An 18,616-nucleotide genomic window follows, 5' to 3' on the forward strand; every position below is an offset into this window, starting at 1 on the left:
CGAAACCGGGGCGGGACGCCGACGACCCGGCACCCGCGGGGAGCGGGGCCGGGTCGTCGGGGGGAATCGAGCGTCAGCTCTCGGGCGTCGCCTCGGCGGCGGCCGCCTTGGCACGGGTCCGGCGGCGGACCGGCTTGGCCTCGGCGGTGTCCGCAGCGGCCTCGGCGGCGGGCTCGGCCGCGGCGGCCTTGCGGGTCCGCTTGGGCTTCGCCGGTGCCTCGGCGGTGTCCACCGCGGCCTCGGCGGCCTTGGCGGCAGCAGTCTTCCGGGTGCGCTTGGGCTTGGCGGGTGCCTCGACGGTGTCCGCAGCGGCCTCGGTGGCGGGCTCGGCCGCGGCGGCCTTGCGGGTCCGCTTGGGCTTCGCCGGTGCCTCGGCGGTGTCCACCGCGGCCTCGGCGGCCTTGGCGGCGGCCGTCTTGCGGGTCCGCTTCGGCTTGGCCGGTGCCGCGTCCACCACGGCGTCCGCGGTCTCCGCCACCACGACCGGTGCCGTCTCGGCGGCGGCCTTGGCGGTGCTGCGGGTGCGGCGGCGCGGTGCGGCGGGTGCCTCGACGGCCTCCGTCACCACGGCGGTCTCGGCGGCGACCGCCGAGGCCTGCGCCGCGGCGAGCGCGATCGCTGCGGTCTCGACGGTCTGGAAGGTCTCCGTGGCCACCGGACGGGCGGCCCGGGTACGGCGCCGACGCGGCTTGGCGGGCTCGGCCGGAGCCTCGGTCACCACGGCGGCGGCTTCCGCAGCCTCGGTGACCACCGCGACCGGGGTCGCCGCCGCGGCGGACTGACCCGAGCGCGTACGCCGACGACGACGCGGCTGACGCGGTCCCTCGGCGGCCGGGGCGTCCTCGGCGGCCGGCGACCCGGTTCCCTGCGCCTCAGGGGTGGCCGGGCCGTCCAGCTCTGCGCCGCCGCGGGTGCGGCGACGCTGACGCGGTGTACGGGTGCGCGGCGGGCGCTCCTCCGTCACGGCACCGCCCCGGCGGGAGCCGCGGCCGCGGCCGCCGGTCTCGCCCAGGTCCTCGACCTCTTCGGCCGCGAGCCCGGCCCGGGTGCGCTCGGCGCGCGGCAGCACACCCTTGGTGCCCTGGGGGATGTGCAGCTGCTCGTACAGGTGCGGCGAGGTGGAGTAGGTCTCCTCCGGCTCGTCGAACGGCAGGTCCAGCGCCTTGTTGATCAGCTTCCAGCGCGGGATGTCGTCCCAGTCGACGAGGGTGATCGCGGTGCCCTTGTTGCCCGCGCGGCCGGTGCGACCGATGCGGTGCAGGTAGGTCTTCTCGTCCTCGGGGGACTGGTAGTTGATGACATGCGTCACACCCTCGACGTCGATGCCGCGGGCGGCGACGTCGGTGCAGACCAGGACGTCGACCTTGCCGTTGCGGAAGGCGCGCAGCGCCTGCTCGCGGGCGCCCTGGCCGAGGTCGCCGTGCACCGCACCGGACGCGAAGCCGCGCCGGGAGAGCTGGTCGGCGATGTCGGCGGCGGTCCGCTTCGTACGGCAGAAGACCATCGCCAGACCACGGCCCTCGGCCTGCAGTATCCGCGAGACCATCTCCGGCTTGTCCATGGAGTGCGCGCGGAAGATGTGCTGGGAGATGTTGGCGACCGTCTGGCCCTCGTCGTCCGGCGCGGTGGCGCGGATGTGCGTGGGCTGCGACATGTAGCGGCGGGCCAGGGAGATGACCTGGCCGGGCATGGTCGCGGAGAACAGCATGGTCTGCCGCTTGGCCGGCAGCAGCTGGATGATCTTCTCGACGTCGGGCAGGAAGCCCAGGTCGAGCATCTCGTCGGCCTCGTCCAGGACGAGGGTGCGCACCTGCGAGAGGTCCAGCTTCTTCTGGCCCGCGAGGTCCAGCAGCCGGCCGGGCGTGCCGACGACCACGTCGACGCCCTTCTTCAGCGCCTCGACCTGCGGCTCGTAGGCCCGGCCGCCGTAGATCGCCAGGACCCGGACATTACGGACCTTGCCGGCGGTGAGCAGGTCGTTGGTGACCTGCTGGCACAGCTCGCGCGTCGGGACGACGACGAGGGCCTGCGGCGCCTCGGTCAGCTGCTCGGGCCGCGAGCGGCCCGCCTCGACGTCCGCGGGGACCGTGACGCGCTCGATGAGCGGCAGGCCGAAGCCCAGGGTCTTGCCCGTGCCGGTCTTGGCCTGGCCGATGACGTCGTTGCCGGAGAGGGCGACGGGGAGCGTCAGCTCCTGGATGGGAAAGGGGGAGATGATGCCGACGGCCTCCAGGGCCTCGGCCGTCTCGGGGAAAATCCCGAGGTCTCGGAACGTAGACAGAATCTTGCCTCTTCTGTGAGACGCGGCGTGAGGCGGCGAAGGGGGTCGTACCGCTCCGTCGTACGGGTTCGTACGGGTCGACCTGATGACGGCCGATGGGGCGGGACCACTGCCAACGCTCAGGCACTCCTGCCGCGAGCGGTGTCCCTCCTGCTGTGCGTATCTCTCGTACGCGCCGCGGGGAGGGCGGTCGGTTTGGAGCCGATCGGGCCACCGACCGGGCATCCGCTTCGTGGAACGACCCACCGGTTACCGGCAGGTCCAATACCACTGTACCCCGGATAGCGCGTACCCATCCGAAGGCTTGTATGAGTGAGGAATACATCACGTCGGGGCGCGGTGCTCGCCCGCGGCCCGCACGACGTTTCCACGGCCGGACGGAAGTGGCTGACCAGGGGCCTTCCCCCGGCCGTCCGGCGGGCTATTGTGCCGGTCATGGGAACGCCTGACAACGCCGCCGCTGACGCGCAAGAACTCACCGGGATCGCCGCCCAGAACTGGGTGCAGGCATCCGCCGACCCGCAGTACCGGGCCGCCGTGATCGACCTGCTCGGCGCGCTCGCATACGGCGAGCTGTCCGCCTTCGAGCGCCTGGCGGAGGACGCCAAGCTCGCGCCGACGATGGACGACAAGGCCGAACTGGCCAAGATGGCCTCGGCCGAGTTCCACCACTTCGAGCGGCTGCGGGAGCGGCTCGCGCAGATCGAGGCGGAGCCGAACGAGGCCATGGAGCCGTTCGCCGCCGCCCTGGACGAGTTCCACCGCCAGACGGCGCCGTCGGACTGGCTGGAGGGCCTGGTCAAGGCGTACGTCGGCGATTCGATCGCCAGTGACTTCTACCGCGAGGTCGCGGCGAGGCTCGACTCCGACACCCGCGATCTGGTGCTGGCCGTATTGGACGACACCGGGCACGCGTCCTTCGCCGTCGAGAAGGTGCGCGCGGCCATCGAGGCCGAACCGCGGGTCGGCGGGCGGCTGGCGCTGTGGGCGCGGCGGCTGATGGGCGAGGCGCTCTCGCAGGCGCAGCGGGTCGTCGCGGACCGCGACTCGCTCTCGACGATGCTGGTGGGCGGGGTGGCCGACGGCTTCGACCTGGCCGAGGTGGGCCGGATGTTCTCCCGGATCACCGAGGCGCACACCAAGCGGATGGCGGCGCTGGGGCTCGCGGCCTGACCCAGGGCGCTTCTTTCGGATCTCCGTGGGCTCGCGTGCCTTAGACCCGCCGACGGCGGCGCCGGGCGGCTCAGGCCGTCCGGTGCCCCTTCAGCGGCGCGGCCGGCCGCCGAAGACGGTGGCGCGGCGGACGCGCCACGACCGAGAGCAGCGCCGCACCCACCGCGACCGCGGCGAGGAGCACCTGCACGGGGTACCCGGGGCCGAGGATCGAGCGGGTCAGCAGGGCGCCGAGCAGCGCCGCCACCGGGCCCGTCGCCAGCGTGAGGGTGCGCGCGGGGAAGCGGTCGGGCAGCCAGCGCACGGCGGACAGGGCGATGGCCAGGCCGATGAACACGGCTCCGAGCGCTTCCCAGATCATGCTGTTCCCTCCCGCGTGCCGGTATGCCCGCGTGCCCACACTCGTGGGCGCGGTGCCGATCGGACGAACAAATCGGTCGTAGGCGGTCGTACCCAGGGGGCGGCGACAGCAACCCTCCCGTCGCGGGTCCCCTGCCTGATCAGCGCAGCCGGGTCGCCCCGAACGGCCTGATCTGCGGAAATCCGGAACCGGAACCGGAAACGGAACCGGTCTGGAACCCAAACGGAGAAGGGGACGGCGCCCGGAGAACCTCCGGGCCACCGCCCCCTGTTGTCTCTTCGCTCACGGACGCCGCTGCCGGCGCCCCGCGGGTCAGAGCGCGCCGAACCCGACCTTGCGGCCGGCCGGCTCGCCGAGCTCCACATAGGCCAGCCGGTCCGCCGGGACCAGGACCTTGCGGCCGTGTTCGTCCACCAGCTTCAGCAGCTCCGACTTGCCGGCCAGCGCGTCGGACACCGCACGCTCGACCTCTTCGGCAGACTGCCCGCTCTCCAGAACGATCTCGCGGGGCGCGTGCTGCACGCCGATCTTGACCTCCACGGCTTTTGTCCCTCCGACGGTCTGGGGGTCCCCAGCGTCAGCTGGGGGAGGATGCGCGGCAAACCGCGCTGTACCCAGCACACATTAGCCCGGTACGGGGACGCGCAGGACGCCCTGGACCACGCCAGCAGCGAACACGGTCAGTGCGTGTCGCTGCCGTGCAGGGGGAAGCCCGCGATGCCCTTCCAGGCGAGCGAGGTCAGCAGCTGCACCGCGGTGTCCCGCGGAACCTGGCTGCCGGAGGAGAGCCAGTAGCGCGCCACCACCTGGGAGACCCCGCCCAGTCCCACGGCGAGCAGCATCGACTCGTCCTGCGAGAGGCCGGTGTCCTCGGCGATCACCGCGCTTATGGCCTCCGCGCACTCCAGGGACACCTTGTCCACCCGCTCGCGCACGGCCGGCTCGTTGGTCAGGTCCGACTCGAAGACCAGCCGGAAGGCGCCGCCCGGGTCCTCCACGTACGCGAAGTAGGCGTCCATCGTGGCCGCCACGCGCTGCTTGTTGTCGGTCGTCGAGGCCAGCGCCGAGCGCACCGACTGCAGCAGCGCCTCGCAGTGCTGGTCCAGCAGCGCCAGGTACAGGTCCAGCTTGCCCGGGAAGTGCTGGTAGAGCACCGGCTTGCTGACGCCCGCCCGCTCGGCGATGTCGTCCATGGCGGCCGCGTGGTAGCCCTGGGCGACGAACACCTCCTGAGCCGCGCCCAGAAGCTGGTTGCGTCGGGCTCGGCGTGGCAGGCGTGTGCCCCGCGGGCGCGCCGCCTCGGTCTGCTCGATGGCGCTCACGCTGCCTCCCAGAAATCGTTCCGTACGCGGTCCGTACAAGGTGGTGCACCGCGCCCGCCATCGTACTTTTGGGTAACCCGGCTGTGCGCGGTCCGGGGTGAGAATTTCTGTCCGGTACGGCTTCCGTAACCCGACATAACGCCCCAGGTCATCGGTATTCGTCTTCGTTGAGTTCCACCACGCGGGCCTGTTCGGCGCGGTCCGCCTCGTTCGCCGCGTCCGGGTCGGCGCCGGTCAGCGGCTCGTCGCGGTGCGGCGAGAGGTCGGTGTACTGCTCCGCGGCGTCCGCTTCCGGAGCCTCCACGTCAATTTCGGTGGCGGCTTCCTCGTCCTCGAAAGTGTCCGGGTCTGTCGGGTCGACGCGCATGGTGGCTCCCTTTCTCGCGGACTTCCTCGTGGACTCGCTTCGTCGGCCCGTGCCGGGCGTGACAGCAGGGCCTCGGGGCGACTGCCCTTGCCTACGAGCCTAGGAGAGGCGCCGCGGCAGCGCGATGCGGTGTGTGACCGCGAACACACAATCGGGGGCGTGATCGTCTCGTAACATCGACTCCATGTCTTCGACCGAGTCGCCGGACACCGCGACCGCAGCCCTCCCGGTGCCCCCGGCCGGCCCCGGTCGGCGCGACGCGGCGGAGACGGTGCGCACCGTGACCCTGACGGGCCTGACGCTGACCGTGCGGGCGCCGGTCGGACGGCCCGCGGGACGGGGCGGCGACGCGGACGACGCCGGCGAGGACGGTGCCGGGCCCGGCCGCGAGCCGGCGCTGTTCGTCCACGGCCTCGGCGGCTCCTCCCTCAACTGGTCCGGTCTGATGCCGCTGCTCGCCGACCGGGTCGACGGCGAGGCGATCGATCTGCCCGGATTCGGGCAGTCGCCGCCGCCCGCCGACGGCAACTACTCCGTCTCCGCGCAGGCGCGGGTGGTCATCCGCTACCTCGACGCGGCCGGGCGCGGCCCCGTACACCTCATCGGCAACTCCATGGGCGGCGCCGTGGCGACCCGTGTGGCGGCGGCGCGCCCGGACCTGGTCCGCACCCTGACGCTGATCTCGCCGGCGCTGCCCGAGCTGCGCCCGCAGCTGGCCGCGGTGCCCACGGCGCTGCTCGCCGTCCCCGGCACCGGCCGGCTCTTCGGCCGGCTCACCCGGGACTGGACCCCCGAGCGCCGCACCCGCGAGGTGCTGGCGCTCTGCTACGGCGACCCCGGACGGGTCAGCCCGGAGGGGTTCAACTCCGCGGTCGACGAATATGCCCGGCGGCTCGAACTCCCTTACATCTGGGAGGTGATGGAGCGATCGGCGCGGGCTCTGGTGAACTCCTACACGCTCGGCGGGCAGCACAATTTGTGGCGTCAGGCAGAGCGGGTGCTCGCCCCGACGCTTCTCGTCTACGGTGGACGCGACCGCCTGGTGTCCTTCCGGATGGCGCGGCGGGCGGCCGCGGCGTTCCGCGATTCGCGACTGCTGACGCTTCCGGAGGCGGGGCATGTGGCGATGATGGAGTACCCGGAGGCGGTCGCGCGGGCCGTCCGCGACCTGCTCGACTGTGAAGTGACCGATGTGACCGCCGAAGCGGGCAGGAGCTGACACGCCCCGTGGGACGCCATAGCCGCCGTAGCCGGCCGCAGACCGAAGCCCCTTCGCCGACGGCCGCGCCGCCCGGTGGCGGCCGGACGCCCCCGCCGGGCTCAGGCCGCCGCAGGCGCGAGCCGATCGAGGGCGACATGGTGCGCGGCGGGCACCCCGAGCAGCGCGAGCCGGGCGGCGGCTGGGGCGCGTTCCCCACCGCACCGGCCTCCCCGATGGCGCCCGGAGCGGCCGCGCCCAGGATTCCCCGGCCGCGCGCGGAGATGTCCGGTACGCAGCCGATGGCCGTACCGGGCGGCGCCGCGGCCCCGCGCCGCGAGTATCTGGACGCCTTCGACGCGCAGGGCCCGTCGTACGAGGCCGACGACGACGTGTTCCTGGCGGGAGCGCCCGGCGGGCGCGGGGTGCCGCCCGGCGGCCGGTTCACCGGGCGCTCGGTGGTCTTCGAGCGCGACGGGATCGACACGGTGGGCGCGCAGGGCGCCGCGCCCGACGGCCCCGACGGCCCGGACCCGGACGGGGAGTTCGACGACGCCTCCGAGGCGCGGGAGCCGGACGGTGCCAGGAAGGGCGGCAAGGGCCGGACGTTCACCGGCGCCGCCGCAGCGGCGGTGACCACCGTGCTCGCCGTCGTCATCGCCGGCCAGGTCGCCGAACAGCACAAGGACGGCGGCGACCCGCAGGCCAGCAGCGGCAACGACCGCACCGAAGGCGTCGGCGACGAGGCCTCCCGGTCGCAGACCAGGCCCACCCAGGACGCCAAACCGGCCAGTTACGACGAGAAGATGACGCAGGTCTTCCCGCTGGCCGCGGACCTGACGGGCAGCGGACGGTTCAAGCCGACCGGCGGCGACGCCGAGGCGCCGGGCCACGGCAAGGTGCTGCGCTACCGCGTCGACGTCGAGGAGGGACTGCCGCTGGACGGCGGGCTGTTCGCCGACGCGGTGCACAAGACCCTCAACGACGACCGCAGTTGGGCACACGGCGGGCAGCGGACCTTCCAGCGGGTGGCGTCCGGCACCGCCGACTTCGTGATCACGCTGGCGAGCCCGGGGACCACCGCGAAGTGGTGTGCCAAGTCCGGTCTCGACACCACCGAGGACAATGTCTCCTGCGACTCGGCGGCGACCGACCGCGTCATGATCAACGCCTACCGCTGGGCGCAGGGCGCCAAGACCTACGGGCCCGACAAGATGCTCGCCTACCGCCAGATGCTGATCAACCACGAGGTCGGCCACCGGCTCGGCCACAACCACGAGGCCTGCTCCCGGCAGGGCGCGCTGGCTCCGGTGATGATGCAGCAGACGAAGTTCCTGACGACGGACGGCGCGACCTGCCGCCCCAACTCCTGGCCGTTTCCCACCCAGCGCTGACCGGACCGAGGTCCCGCGCCACAGCCCGTGCGCTACGGGCTGTGGCGTAGCGATCACATAGCGCGGCGAAACGCCCTTGTGTGGGGAAAGTTACGTGCTTTCACCCCTTCCGGTGGCGCGACGGACAACCGTCCATCGCGCCACCGGCGCTTTTGCATAGCTTCTTCCTGCCAGGTGACGGCCCTGCCGTCGCGCCGGGGTCGTCGATATGGGAGGACGGGGGTGCAGTCGTGCGCATTGGACTGCTCACCGAGGGTGGCTATCCGTATGCGTCCGGTGGATCGCACGCGTGGTGCGACCGGCTCGTGCGCGGGCTCACCGGCCATGACTTCGAGGTCTACGCCCTGAGTACGCAGGCGCGGCAGGAGGCGGGGGAGAGACCCGCCCTTCCGGATCACGTACGGCTGGTGCGCGGTGCGCCCCTGTGGGGCGACTTCCCCACCGAGCACCTCCGGGGCGCGGACGAGCGCCGGGGCCGCGCGCCCGGCCGGCGCGAACGGCGCCGCTTCGCCGAGCACTTCGGCGATCTGGTGACGGCCTTCGTCACGGCCCCGTCCGGTGACCGGCCATCGCACTCCGAGGGCACCCCCGAGAACTCTCTGACCAGTAAGGCGGACCGTTTCGCCAGTGGTCTCTACGGCCTCGCCGAACGCGCCCGGGAGCACGGCGGACTGCCCGCCCTGCTCCGCTCCGAGGACGCCGTACGCACCCTGGAAGCCGCCTGCCACGGCCCGCGCGCGCTGCCGGCCGTCCACGGCGCGCAGGTCAACGATCTGCTGGCGGTCGCCGCACAGCTCGAACTCGCGCTGCGCCCGCTGTCGTTGGACTGGTACGGAGACCGGGACACCCCCGGCCTCGACGGGGTGGACCTCTGCCACGCCACCTCCGGCGGTGCGGCGGCCCTCCCCGGGCTGTTGGCTAAACGCTTCTTCGGTACTCCGCTGCTGGTCACCGAGTGCGGCGTACGGCTGCGCGAGCACTACCTGGCCCGTGCCGCGGCGCCGTTGAGCGCTCCGGTGCGCGCGCTGCTCGCCGCCTTCCAGGGCGCGCTGGCCGCCGAGACCTACGCCCAGGCCGCCCTGATCACGCCCGGCAACACCCACGTCCGCCGCTGGCAGGAGCACTGCGGCGCCGACCGGGCCCGGCTGCGCACGGTCTACCCGGGCATGGACGCCGCCCCCTTCGCCGCGGTGGCCGACGCCCCGGCCGACGACTCCAAGGCGCTGGTGTGGGTCGGCGCCGTCGAGCCCGCGAAGGACCTGGTGGGACTGCTGCACGCGTTCGCCGAGGTCCGCAGGGCCGAGCCGGAGGCGACGCTCCGGATCATCGGCGGGGTGGGCCGCGATCCTCAGGCGTCCGGCTACCTCGCGCAGTGCCGGGCGCTGGCCGCCCAGCTCTTCCCCGACGAGGCGGCCGACGCCCGGACCGTCGGCGAGAACCCGGTCAGCTTCGAGGAGATCGGTAGCCCCGAGGTCCCGAGCCCGGCGGACGCCTATGCCTCGGGGGCGGTGGTGGTGCTCTCCAGCGTCATCGAGGGCTTTCCGCGCTCCCTGGTGGAGGCGATGTTCTGCGGCCGGGCCACGGTGTCGACCGATGCCGGCGCGGTGTGCGAAGTCATCGGCGGCACCGGCCTGGTCGTCCCGCCGCGCAACCCCCGCGCCCTCGCCGAGGCGTGCCGGGCGCTGCTCGGCGACCCGGACCGCAGGGCCCGGCTGGGCGCGGCGGCTCGGGCGCGGGCGCTCGAACTGTTCACGGTGGAGCAGAACATCGCGGCGTTCCGCGGCATCTACCTGGAGCTGATCTCGCGCACCCCGGCCCGCCCGGCCGACCACCGCGCGCTGGACGCCCAGGGTGCACCGCAGCCCTTCGCCCGCCCCGCCGAGTCCCATGTCCCCGGCCGCTGGGCCGCGACCACCACCGCCAAGGCGGACGCGCCGGCCGGCCGTACGCCGAGCTGGGCGGTGCCGGAGGGGAAGCGGTCGGCCGGTGTTCCGGTGATGTCCGAGACATGAGACGGCCGGTGGGACAGGGAGGGAAGGGCGATGAGGCAGGCGAGGTCAGCGTGAGGGAGATGGCAGTGGTGACGGGTGTGCTGGACGTGATGTGTGCGATGGGTGTGGTGGGCGTGGCACTGGTCACCGGCATGGCCGATGTGGCGCACGCCGGCAACCGTGACGGGCTCCGGCGCCGCGGCCGCCCCGGCCGCCCGGCTTACGCGCAGGAGCGCACCGCCGCGGCCGCCCCCGGCCGCCCGCCCCGGGAGCCCGCCGGTCATCCCCGCCCCGAACAGGGCGTCTGTACGCAGCCGGCAAAGGGGGACGGAGCATGACCGCGCCCGAGGGGGGCACCACCCGCGCCCCCGCAACCACGGGGGAGCACCGCCCCGCCACGGGCGAGCGGGCCGCCGCCCGCCCCGCCCGCCGCGGCCCCGCCGACCCCGTACGCGCCCTGATGCACCGCCACCAGAAGCTGTGCGCACACGCCGTCGACGCGCTGGAGATCGCCGCCGGTCTGGAGGCGCACGGTGTCACCGACCGCACCGCCGCCCGCTTCCGGCACCGCGACGTCTTCTCGCTCGCCGAGGAGCTCTACGCCCGGGTGCCGCGCGCGGAGCAGGACACGCCGGAGGCGGGCGGAGGGTGGGGCCGGGGGTGGGGCGGACGCTGCGGCGCCGTACTGCAGCTGCTCCCCGGCGCCGTCTGCGGCGCGACCGTCGCCGCGCTGGCCTCGGTGGGGGAGACGGCGGCCCCCGCCTCCCGTATGGCCGTCGCCGCCGCCGGCGTCGTCCTGCTGGCCCTCGCCGTCCGCCTGGCCGTACGGTCCGGGCCGCTGCGGGCGCGCCACCAGGGCGCCGGATCGCGCACCGCGGGCCTGTGGGTCTGCTGGACGGTCGGGTACGCGGTGTTCGGCGACCGGCTGCTGGCGGAGCTGCTGGCCGGCGGCCCCGACCTGCCGTACGCGCACCCGCGGCCCGCCGTCGCCGCCGCCGTGGCGCTCTCCTGCGCCGTCCTGCCCGCGGCCGGCTGCGCCCGCTGGTTCGCGGTACGCGGGCGGCGCGGTCTGGCCGCCAGCCGCGGCCTGGGGGAACTCGCCGCCCGCACCCGTCCGTTGCTGCTCGCCGCCACGGCGCTCTTCCTGGGCGCGCTGGTGGCGCTGCTGCTGGGCGCCGGAGCGGTCTTCGCGAGCGGCGGGGCGGCGGCGGTGGCCGCGGCGGCCGCGCTGGGAGTGCTGCTCTTCCTCGCCCGGCTGCTCGCCGTCCACGGCTTCCCCGAGGCGGCCGCCGCCGGCTTGGCCTCGGCCGCCGCCCTGGAGGCGCTCGCCCTGGCGCTGGTGCTGAGCGCCCGCCTGCCCGGCCTGGCACCGCTCGTCGTCCCGGTGGAGGCGCTGACCGCCCCCGCGGGACCGGCCGCGGTACCCGCCGTGGCCTGTACTGCCGCCGCCCTGGGCCTCCTCGCCTACGGGCTGCGGGCGCTCACCGGAGCCTGCGCGCACTCGCCCGGCCCCGCCGGACCGGCAAGGCCACCTCGGCCGTGACTCTTCGGCCCACGTCGGGCGCCCACCGTCCCGCACCCCCACACGGGCATCCCACCCACGCACCACCCCCGAAGAGGCACCCCGAAACGGCCCCTTCGGACGCTTCGCCGCGGACCCCTCCCCCCACGTGGCCGCCGCCCCCGGGGCGGAGGCCGTCCCCGCGGCCGAAGTCGACGCACTTCCCTCGATCCGCTTTAGGAGCGCGACACATGAACGTCCACCCGACCACACGTACCGCGGACCGGGGGGTCGCACGATGAGGGTGCTGCTCATCGGTGCCAACGGCTACCTGGGCCGCTATGTCGCCGACCGCCTGCTCGCCGACCCCGCCGTCCAGCTCACCGCCCTCGGGCGGGGCGACGACGCGGACGTCCGCTTCGACCTCGCCACCGGCAGCCCGGGGGCGCTCACCCGCTTCCTGGACGCGGTGCACCCCGGGGTGGTCGTCAACTGCGCCGGTGCCACCCGCGGCGGCGCCCGCGAGCTGACCCGGCACAACACCGTCGCGGTCGCCACCATCTGCGAATCGCTGCGCCGCAGCGGCTGCGGGGCCCGGCTCGTCCACCTGGGCTGCGCCTCCGAATACGGGCCCTCCCAGCCCGGCTCCTCGACCGCCGAGGACGCGGTGCCGCGCCCCGGGGGGCCGTACGGCGTCAGCAAACTGGCCGCCACCGAACTGGTCCTGGGCTCCGGGCTCGACGCGGTCGTCCTGCGGGTCTTCTCCCCGGTCGGCCCCGGCACCCCGGCCGGCTCGCCGCTCGGCCGGCTCGCCGAGGCGATGCGCCGTGCCATGCAGTCCGGGGACAGCGAACTCAAGCTCGGCGGGCTCGGGGTACAGCGGGACTTCGTCGACGTCCGGGACGTCGCCCGAGCCGTGCACGCCGCCTCGTTGTCGGCCGCGCAGGGCGTGGTCAACATCGGCACCGGCCGCGCCGTACGGCTGCGCGAGGCCGCCTCCGTGCTCGCCCGGGTCGCCGGTTTCGGCGGAGCGCTGCACGAACTGGACTCCCCGCCGGCCCGGCTGGTCATCCCCGCGCCGACCGCCGAGCACCCGGCCGGCTCGCCGCCCGCCACCTACCCCTACCCGGACGGCTGCGGCACCTGGCAGCAGGCGGACGTGCGCACCGCCCGAGACCGGCTCGGCTGGCGCCCCCGGATCGGTCTGGAGGAGTCCCTCGCCGACATCTGGATGGAGGCCGCATGTCGTATCTGATCACTCCGGTCGGGGCCACCCGCGCCCCGACCGGGCCCGCGCCGCTCGGCGTCGGCGTGCCGGGCCTGGCCCATCCGCTGCTGGCGCCCACCGAATGGGCCGGGCTGCTGCGCTGCCCCCCGGGGCGGGTGCACTGGGCGGTGCTCGATGTGTCCCACGGCCCCGGGACCCGTCCCGACCCGCACTGCCTGCCGGCCGCCGCCCGGCTGCGTGAGACAGGTGTCCGAGTGCTGGGACACCTGGACCTGCGCCTGGGTGCGCGCCCCTTCGCCGAGCTGATCTCCGACGCGCACCGCTATCTGGAGTGGTACCGCACCGACGGCTTCTGGCTGGCGAACTGCCCCACCGACCGGGCGCTGCTGCCCGCCACCCGGCGGCTCGCCGGGGCCCTGCGCACCCTGTGCGACGGCGGTCACCTCGTCTTCGGGCACGGCACCCACCCCCACCCCGGCTACGCCGAGTCCGCCGACCAGCTCGTCACCTTCGCCGGCCGCTGGGCCGACTACCGCTGGTCGCAGGTGGCCGAATGGACGGCCGACTACGCTCCGGAGCGGTTCTGCCACCTCGTCCACGGTGTGCCGCGCACGCACCTGGACGAGGCGCTGCGGATCGCCCGCTGGCAGGGGGCGGGCACGGTCTGCTTCACCGACCGCCGGGCCGCCGCGGGGGCCGGTGAGGCCGCGGACGCCTGGGCGTCGCTGCCCGGCTACTGGGACGAAATCGTCTCGCGCATCGGACCGGGTGTCTCGGAATGAACAGGGGCGTGGCAGTGTTACGGGGAGACAAGTTCAGTCCTCAGATACCGACCAACCCCCTTGTTGAGGTCATCCGTGTCGCTGCCACCCCTGGTCGAGCCCGCTTCGGAGCTCACCGTCGACGAGGTCCGCAGGTACTCCCGCCACCTGATCATCCCCGATGTCGGGATGGACGGGCAGAAGCGGCTGAAGAACGCCAAGGTGCTGTGTGTCGGCGCCGGCGGCCTGGGCTCGCCCGCGCTGATGTACCTGGCCGCGGCGGGCGTGGGGACGCTCGGCATCGTGGAGTTCGACGAGGTCGACGAGTCGAACCTCCAGCGCCAGATCATCCACAGCCAGTCGGACATCGGCCGCTCCAAGGCCGAGTCCGCGCGCGACAGCGTCAAGGGCATCAACCCGTACGTGAACGTGGTCCTTCACGAGGAGCGGCTCGAAGCCGACAACGTGATGGACATCTTCAGCCAGTACGACCTGATCGTGGACGGCACGGACAACTTCGCCACCCGCTATCTGGTCAACGACGCCTGCGTGCTGCTGAACAAGCCGTACGTCTGGGGCTCGATCTACCGCTTCGACGGCCAGGCCTCGGTCTTCTGGTCCGAGCACGGCCCCTGCTACCGCTGCCTGTACCCCGAGCCCCCGCCGCCGGGCATGGTGCCCTCCTGCGCCGAGGGCGGTGTCCTGGGCGTGCTGTGCGCCTCCATCGGCTCCATCCAGGTCAACGAGGCCATCAAGCTGCTCGCCGGCATCGGTGATCCGCTGGTCGGCCGTCTGATGATCTATGACGCGCTGGAGATGACCTACCGTCAGGTCAAGGTCCGCAAGGACCCCGACTGCGCGGTCTGCGGGGAGAACCCGACCGTCACCGAGCTCATCGACTACGAGGCGTTCTGCGGCGTCGTGTCCGAGGAGGCCCAGGAGGCGGCGGCCGGCTCGACGATCACTCCCTTGCAGCTCAAGGAGTGGATCGACGCCGACGAGAAGATCGACATCATCGACGTCCGCGAGCCGAACGAGTTCGAGATCGTCTCCATCCCCGGCGCGCGCCTGATCCCGAAGAACGAGTTCCTGATGGGCACCGCCCTCCAGGACCTCCCGCAGGACAAGAAGATCGTCCTGCACTGCAAGACCGGCGTCCGCTCCGCCGAGGTGCTGGCCGTGCTGAAGTCCGCGGGCTTCGCCGACGCGGTGCACGTCGGCGGCGGCGTCATCGGCTGGGTCAACACGGTCGAGCCGGAGAAGCCGGTCTACTAGGCCACTGCCGCGCAAGCATCGAGGCGCCGGTCCGTGCGGTACGGACCGGCGCCTTCGTGGTGCGCGGGGCCCGCCGCCCGCGGCCCGCTCAGATCTCGCCCTTGCGCGTCAGGTGGGTGAAGGCCAGCCAGCCCGGCAGGACCGGCAGCCAGAACGTCATCAGGCGGAACAGCAGCACCGCGGGGAAGGCGATGTCGCCGCCCAGGCCCCCCAGCGTCAGCGCCGTGATGAGCGCACTCTCCACCGCGCCCAGACCGCCCGGTGTCGGCGCCGCCGACCCCAGCGCGTTGCCGGCGAGGAAGGCCACCGCGATGCTGGCGTAACTGAGCTGGTCGCCGCCGCCGAACGCGCGGATCGAGGCGTCCAGGCACATCACGTTCGCGGCCGTCAGCAGCAGCATCCCGCCGATGCCGGTGATCAGCTTCCGCGGGCGCTGCAGGATGTCCAGCATCCGCGGCACCACACCGGCAAACAGCGACCGCAGTCGCGTCACCACGAACTTCCGCAGCACCGGCACCGCCGTCACCACCAGCACCAGCACCGCCACCGTCAGCAGACCGGCGATGACCGTACGGGACGGCGACAACTGGTCCTGTCTGCTCTGCATGCCGGTCAGATAGCCGAAGGTCAGCAGCAGCAGGATGTGGCTGCCCAGGCCGAACAGCTGGGAGGCGCCCACGCTCGCCACCGCCAGGCCCGGCCGGACCCCGGCGCGCTGCAGGAAGCGGGTGTTGAGCGCGACGCCGCCGATCGCCGCGGGCGCCACCAGTTTCACGAAGTTGCCCGCGATCTGCGCGACGACGGTCTTGACGAAGCCGACCTTCTCGGTGACGAAGCCCAGCAGGCTCATCGCCGCCGCGATGTACGTCAGCGCCGAGAAGAACATCGCCACCAGCACCCACCACCACTGGGCCTTGCTGATGACGTCGTCGAGGTTGAAGTGCGTCAGCTGCGACAGCAGCAGGTACGCGGCGAACGCCCCGGCGATCCAACTGATCAGGATCCGCGGGCTGAGCCGTTCCAGCTTCGCCGGTTCGATCACCGCGGTGGGCCGGATCAGCAGTACCTGCCGGCGGATCTGGGCGAGCAGGTCCTCCTCGCGGGCCTCCTCGGAGGCCTCGTCCAGGGCCCGCTTCTCGGCGTTCTTCTCCGCGTGCCGTTCGGCCCGTATCGCCTTGCGGTCCTTCGGGCCCTCCGCCTCGCGTGCCTCCCGCGCCTCCTTGGCGGCCTGCGACGCGGCCAGCACCGCCTCCCGCTCCCGCTTGGAGCGCTCCCGGGCCAGCTGGCGCAGGGTGGCGCGGGTGGTGCGGCTGAGCGCGATCGGCTGCAGCAGCGGCAGGCTGTCGGCGACCGCGTCCGGTCCGAGCACCTCGACGGCCGCGGCCACCGCGCGCTCGGCGCCCACCCGCAGCCCGCAGGTGGCCAGCAGCTGGGCGATGTCCATCCGCAGGACGAGATCGCCGGCCGCGATCTCCCCGCCGCGCAGCTCGGTCAGCACGATGTTGCCGGAACGATCCACCAGCAGGGCGTCGCCGACCAGCCGGCGGTGCGCGATCCGCCGCGACTGCAGCGCCTCGACCTGCCGCCAGGCGCTGTGCATCAGCGCGTCGGTGATCTCGTCGTCGGCCAGCGAGTCGAAGGTGCGGCCCCCGATGTGCTCGTAGACCAGCATCACCGCGTCCGGGCCGAGTTCGGAGGTGGCGATCAGCTTGGGCGCGTTGGCGCCGGCCGCGATGGCCGCGTACGCCAGCAGCGCCTCCTGCTCCAGCGCCTGGCGCAGCGACTGCAGGCTGCGGCGCTGGTTGATGCCGCGCAGCGACAGCCGCCGCCAGACCCGGTAGAAGAACCCCTGGGCCTGCTGCTCGCGGTCGACGACGGTGACGTCGATCGGCGGGCCGTCCTCCAGGGTGACGATGTAGCGGCGGCCGCGGTCGCTCTGCTCGGTCTGGTCGGCGTGCTGGGCGTCCTCCGCCCGCATCGCGCTGACCGGGTGGAAGCCGACCCGGCGCAGCCCGGCGAGGAGGTTCTGGCCGGTGGGGCGGACGTTGGGGGAGCCGACGGCGTAGAGGGTGCCGTAGGCGACGGTCCAGCCGATCAGCACCGTCGTGATGATCGCGAACGGGGTGGTGTAGCGGCCGACCAGTACCGCGACGACGTCCAGCAGCACCACGACCCACATCGCGACGCGCCAGCGCGGCCGCCGCGACATCCCCACCGCCGTCATATAGGCGATCACCGGCGCCAGATAGCTGTGCACCGGGGCGGAGAGCGAACCGTTCGCCAGCGGCTGGGTCAGCGCGACCCGGATGGAGGCGGGGGCGGACTCGGCCACCCACAGGTCGGTGGCGAGCGACACCCCGTGGGCGAGGACGGCGGCGAGCACCCCGTCCGCGATCCGCAGCCCGTCCCGCTTGATCAGCCGCTCGACGGCGAACGCCACCGGCACGATCAGCACCAGGACGCTGGAGGTCAGCCCGGCGAGGTTGATCAGCAGCGGCGGCGCCGCCTTCGCGCCGGTGCCGATGTCCCGCGCCAGGCCCGCGGTCGTGCCGTGGGCGAAGGTGGCGAGCCCGAGGACCAGGGCGATCCCGGCGATGCCGAGCAGCAGCCGCAGCAGGTCGGCGGGCCGGTGCACCCGGGCGGGCAGCAGCGGTTCGTCGCCGGAGACCCGGTCGACGTGGAACTCGCCGTGCTCGTCGGCGCTCAGATCGGCGCGGTGCGAGCCCGTACGGGCCCTGGCCCGGGCCGTGCCGGACACCGGCTCGGCGCCCTTGCCGTGCTCGACCCGCTCGTCCTGGTCGGCTCGCTGCTCGGTGTCCCGCTCCTCCTCGTGCCCCTCGGGTGGTTCGGGCTCCACGGGCCCTTGTGGCCTCTCAGACGCCCCGGGTCGTTCGGCCTTCTTGATCGTGCTCGCCTTTTCGGTAGCGGAAGCCGTGACCGGCCTCCGTTGGTGCTTCCCCTTTGGTGCCACCTGCCGCCGCTGCGGCCGCTCGGTCGGTGCGGCCGGGTCGGGGGCGGTGTCGGTGGCGTCGACGGGCAGAGCGTCAGGGGCGCCCGCCTCCCGTGGAGGCGCTGCACCCTGCTCGGCCGTCTCTTCTTGATCTCGTATCACCAGTCACCGTCCGGAAGATGGTGGCACGACCGACCGGTGGAGGAGGGCATCAGGGTGCATTTCGGGGGTACGGGAAGCGGAACCTCGTCCCCCGCTGCCGTCCGGGAGCGGGTGTCACCCCGCCCGTGCCGCGGCGGGCGGCACCGTGCCGCCGGCCTCCAGGGTGGTGCGGGACCGTGTGTCCGGTCCCATTGTCGGTGCCGTGCGGCAGGATGGACCGAATGAGTGGGACCGGAGATGGGGCGGCGGGTGAGCTGCCCGAGTACGCGGAGCGGGTCCTGGCCGTCGCCGAGCTGATCCCGGCGGGCCGGGTGATGACGTACGGCGATGTCGCGGAGTGGCTCCATGAAGAGGGGCAGCCCGAAGCGCTTCCGGCGAAGGGCGGCGGTGGGCGACGGGTGGGCGGACCGCGGCAGGTCGGCAGGGTGATGGCGCTCTACGGCGGCGCGGTGCCATGGTGGCGCGTCGTGCGCGCGGACGGCCGGCTGCTGCCCGGCAGCGAACTGCGCGCGCTCGCGCACTACCGGGACGAGGGCACGCCGCTGCGCCAGGCCCCCGGGTCCGCCGACGACCACATACCGAGGCTCGACCTCCGACGCGCCCGCTGGGACGGGCGGGACGGCGCCGGGGAACCGTAGCCCCGGCGGCAGCG

The 18,616-nt window shown here is 73.6% G+C and carries 16 protein-coding genes; 10 read left to right on the forward strand and 6 right to left on the reverse strand.

Annotated features, from left to right (window positions below; genetic code table 11):
• Window positions 1-73 precede the first annotated feature (73 nt).
• On the reverse strand, window positions 74-2,506 hold the full coding sequence (locus tag WAB15_RS27025; protein WP_407287838.1) for a DEAD/DEAH box helicase: 2,433 nt from the start codon (window positions 2,504-2,506) through the stop codon (window positions 74-76).
• 210 nt (window positions 2,507-2,716) lie between these two features.
• Between WAB15_RS27025 and WAB15_RS27030 the strand changes: the two genes are divergently transcribed.
• Complete coding sequence (locus WAB15_RS27030) at window positions 2,717-3,454, forward strand: ferritin-like fold-containing protein (protein WP_384490716.1); 738 nt, start codon at window positions 2,717-2,719, stop codon at window positions 3,452-3,454.
• Between the two features lie 70 nt (window positions 3,455-3,524).
• Here WAB15_RS27030 and WAB15_RS27035 read toward each other — a convergent pair whose 3' ends face one another.
• From WAB15_RS27035 to WAB15_RS27050, 4 genes are all read right to left on the reverse strand, one after another.
• Complete coding sequence (locus tag WAB15_RS27035) at window positions 3,525-3,815, reverse strand: hypothetical protein (RefSeq protein ID WP_393489111.1); 291 nt, start codon at window positions 3,813-3,815, stop codon at window positions 3,525-3,527.
• 312 nt (window positions 3,816-4,127) lie between these two features.
• Complete coding sequence (locus tag WAB15_RS27040; protein WP_384439074.1) at window positions 4,128-4,355, reverse strand: DUF3107 domain-containing protein; 228 nt, start codon at window positions 4,353-4,355, stop codon at window positions 4,128-4,130.
• A 140-nt stretch (window positions 4,356-4,495) separates the two neighbouring features.
• Window positions 4,496-5,137: a TetR/AcrR family transcriptional regulator gene (locus WAB15_RS27045; protein WP_384439077.1), complete on the reverse strand. Its 642-nt coding sequence runs from the start codon at window positions 5,135-5,137 to the stop codon at window positions 4,496-4,498.
• 148 nt (window positions 5,138-5,285) lie between these two features.
• The gene (locus tag WAB15_RS27050) at window positions 5,286-5,504 is read right to left on the reverse strand and encodes a hypothetical protein (protein ID WP_384439080.1); all 219 of its coding nucleotides are present in this window, start codon (window positions 5,502-5,504) and stop codon (window positions 5,286-5,288) included.
• A 184-nt stretch (window positions 5,505-5,688) separates the two neighbouring features.
• On the opposite strand from WAB15_RS27050, the gene WAB15_RS27055 reads away from it, so the two are divergent.
• The 8 genes from WAB15_RS27055 (at window position 5,689) to moeZ (ending at window position 14,852) form a co-directional block, all read left to right on the forward strand.
• Window positions 5,689-6,723 (forward strand): alpha/beta fold hydrolase, encoded by a 1,035-nt coding sequence (locus WAB15_RS27055; RefSeq protein WP_407287839.1) that lies wholly within the window; start codon window positions 5,689-5,691, stop codon window positions 6,721-6,723.
• A gap of 8 nt (window positions 6,724-6,731) precedes the next feature.
• A complete protein-coding gene (locus WAB15_RS27060) occupies window positions 6,732-8,096 on the forward strand; it encodes a DUF3152 domain-containing protein (protein WP_407287840.1) in 1,365 nt (454 codons plus the stop codon).
• A gap of 230 nt (window positions 8,097-8,326) precedes the next feature.
• On the forward strand, window positions 8,327-10,108 hold the full coding sequence (locus tag WAB15_RS27065; protein WP_407287841.1) for a DUF3492 domain-containing protein: 1,782 nt from the start codon (window positions 8,327-8,329) through the stop codon (window positions 10,106-10,108).
• Between the two features lie 59 nt (window positions 10,109-10,167).
• Complete coding sequence (locus tag WAB15_RS27070) at window positions 10,168-10,425, forward strand: hypothetical protein (RefSeq protein WP_407287842.1); 258 nt, start codon at window positions 10,168-10,170, stop codon at window positions 10,423-10,425.
• Window positions 10,422-11,630, forward strand: coding sequence for a hypothetical protein (locus tag WAB15_RS27075; RefSeq protein WP_407287843.1), 1,209 nt, complete (start codon window positions 10,422-10,424; stop codon window positions 11,628-11,630). Before WAB15_RS27070 ends, WAB15_RS27075 begins: the two co-directional genes overlap by 4 nt.
• Window positions 11,631-11,886: 256 nt before the next feature.
• The gene (locus tag WAB15_RS27080) at window positions 11,887-12,843 is read left to right on the forward strand and encodes an NAD-dependent epimerase/dehydratase family protein (protein WP_407287844.1); all 957 of its coding nucleotides are present in this window, start codon (window positions 11,887-11,889) and stop codon (window positions 12,841-12,843) included.
• Complete coding sequence (locus WAB15_RS27085) at window positions 12,831-13,598, forward strand: spherulation-specific family 4 protein (protein WP_407287845.1); 768 nt, start codon at window positions 12,831-12,833, stop codon at window positions 13,596-13,598. Before WAB15_RS27080 ends, WAB15_RS27085 begins: the two co-directional genes overlap by 13 nt.
• Window positions 13,599-13,673: 75 nt before the next feature.
• Window positions 13,674-14,852 (forward strand): adenylyltransferase/sulfurtransferase MoeZ, encoded by a 1,179-nt coding sequence (moeZ, locus tag WAB15_RS27090; RefSeq protein ID WP_407287846.1) that lies wholly within the window; start codon window positions 13,674-13,676, stop codon window positions 14,850-14,852.
• Window positions 14,853-14,940: 88 nt separating this feature from the next.
• Here the strand turns inward: moeZ and WAB15_RS27095 are convergent, their stop codons facing one another.
• On the reverse strand, window positions 14,941-17,964 hold the full coding sequence (locus WAB15_RS27095) for a lysylphosphatidylglycerol synthase domain-containing protein (protein ID WP_407287847.1): 3,024 nt from the start codon (window positions 17,962-17,964) through the stop codon (window positions 14,941-14,943).
• Window positions 17,965-18,185: 221 nt separating this feature from the next.
• Between WAB15_RS27095 and WAB15_RS27100 the strand changes: the two genes are divergently transcribed.
• A complete protein-coding gene (locus tag WAB15_RS27100) occupies window positions 18,186-18,602 on the forward strand; it encodes an MGMT family protein (RefSeq protein ID WP_407287848.1) in 417 nt (138 codons plus the stop codon).
• Window positions 18,603-18,616 lie beyond the last annotated feature (14 nt).

Origin of the sequence: Streptomyces sirii (assembly GCF_045690365.1) — a bacterium.
Taxonomy (GTDB): domain Bacteria; phylum Actinomycetota; class Actinomycetes; order Streptomycetales; family Streptomycetaceae; genus Streptomyces; species Streptomyces sirii.

Coding starts and splice junctions, on each gene's coding strand:
- WAB15_RS27025 (WP_407287838.1), bottom strand. CDS start 2,506: ATGCCCGGTCGGTGGCCCGATCGGCTCCAAACCGACCGCCCTCCCCGC.
- WAB15_RS27030 (WP_384490716.1), top strand. CDS start 2,717: ATGGGAACGCCTGACAACGCCGCCGCTGACGCGCAAGAACTCACCGGG.
- WAB15_RS27035 (WP_393489111.1), bottom strand. CDS start 3,815: ATGATCTGGGAAGCGCTCGGAGCCGTGTTCATCGGCCTGGCCATCGCC.
- WAB15_RS27050 (WP_384439080.1), bottom strand. CDS start 5,504: ATGCGCGTCGACCCGACAGACCCGGACACTTTCGAGGACGAGGAAGCC.
- WAB15_RS27055 (WP_407287839.1), top strand. CDS start 5,689: ATGTCTTCGACCGAGTCGCCGGACACCGCGACCGCAGCCCTCCCGGTG.
- WAB15_RS27070 (WP_407287842.1), top strand. CDS start 10,168: ATGGCAGTGGTGACGGGTGTGCTGGACGTGATGTGTGCGATGGGTGTG.
- WAB15_RS27075 (WP_407287843.1), top strand. CDS start 10,422: ATGACCGCGCCCGAGGGGGGCACCACCCGCGCCCCCGCAACCACGGGG.
- WAB15_RS27080 (WP_407287844.1), top strand. CDS start 11,887: ATGAGGGTGCTGCTCATCGGTGCCAACGGCTACCTGGGCCGCTATGTC.
- WAB15_RS27085 (WP_407287845.1), top strand. CDS start 12,831: ATGTCGTATCTGATCACTCCGGTCGGGGCCACCCGCGCCCCGACCGGG.
- WAB15_RS27100 (WP_407287848.1), top strand. CDS start 18,186: ATGAGTGGGACCGGAGATGGGGCGGCGGGTGAGCTGCCCGAGTACGCG.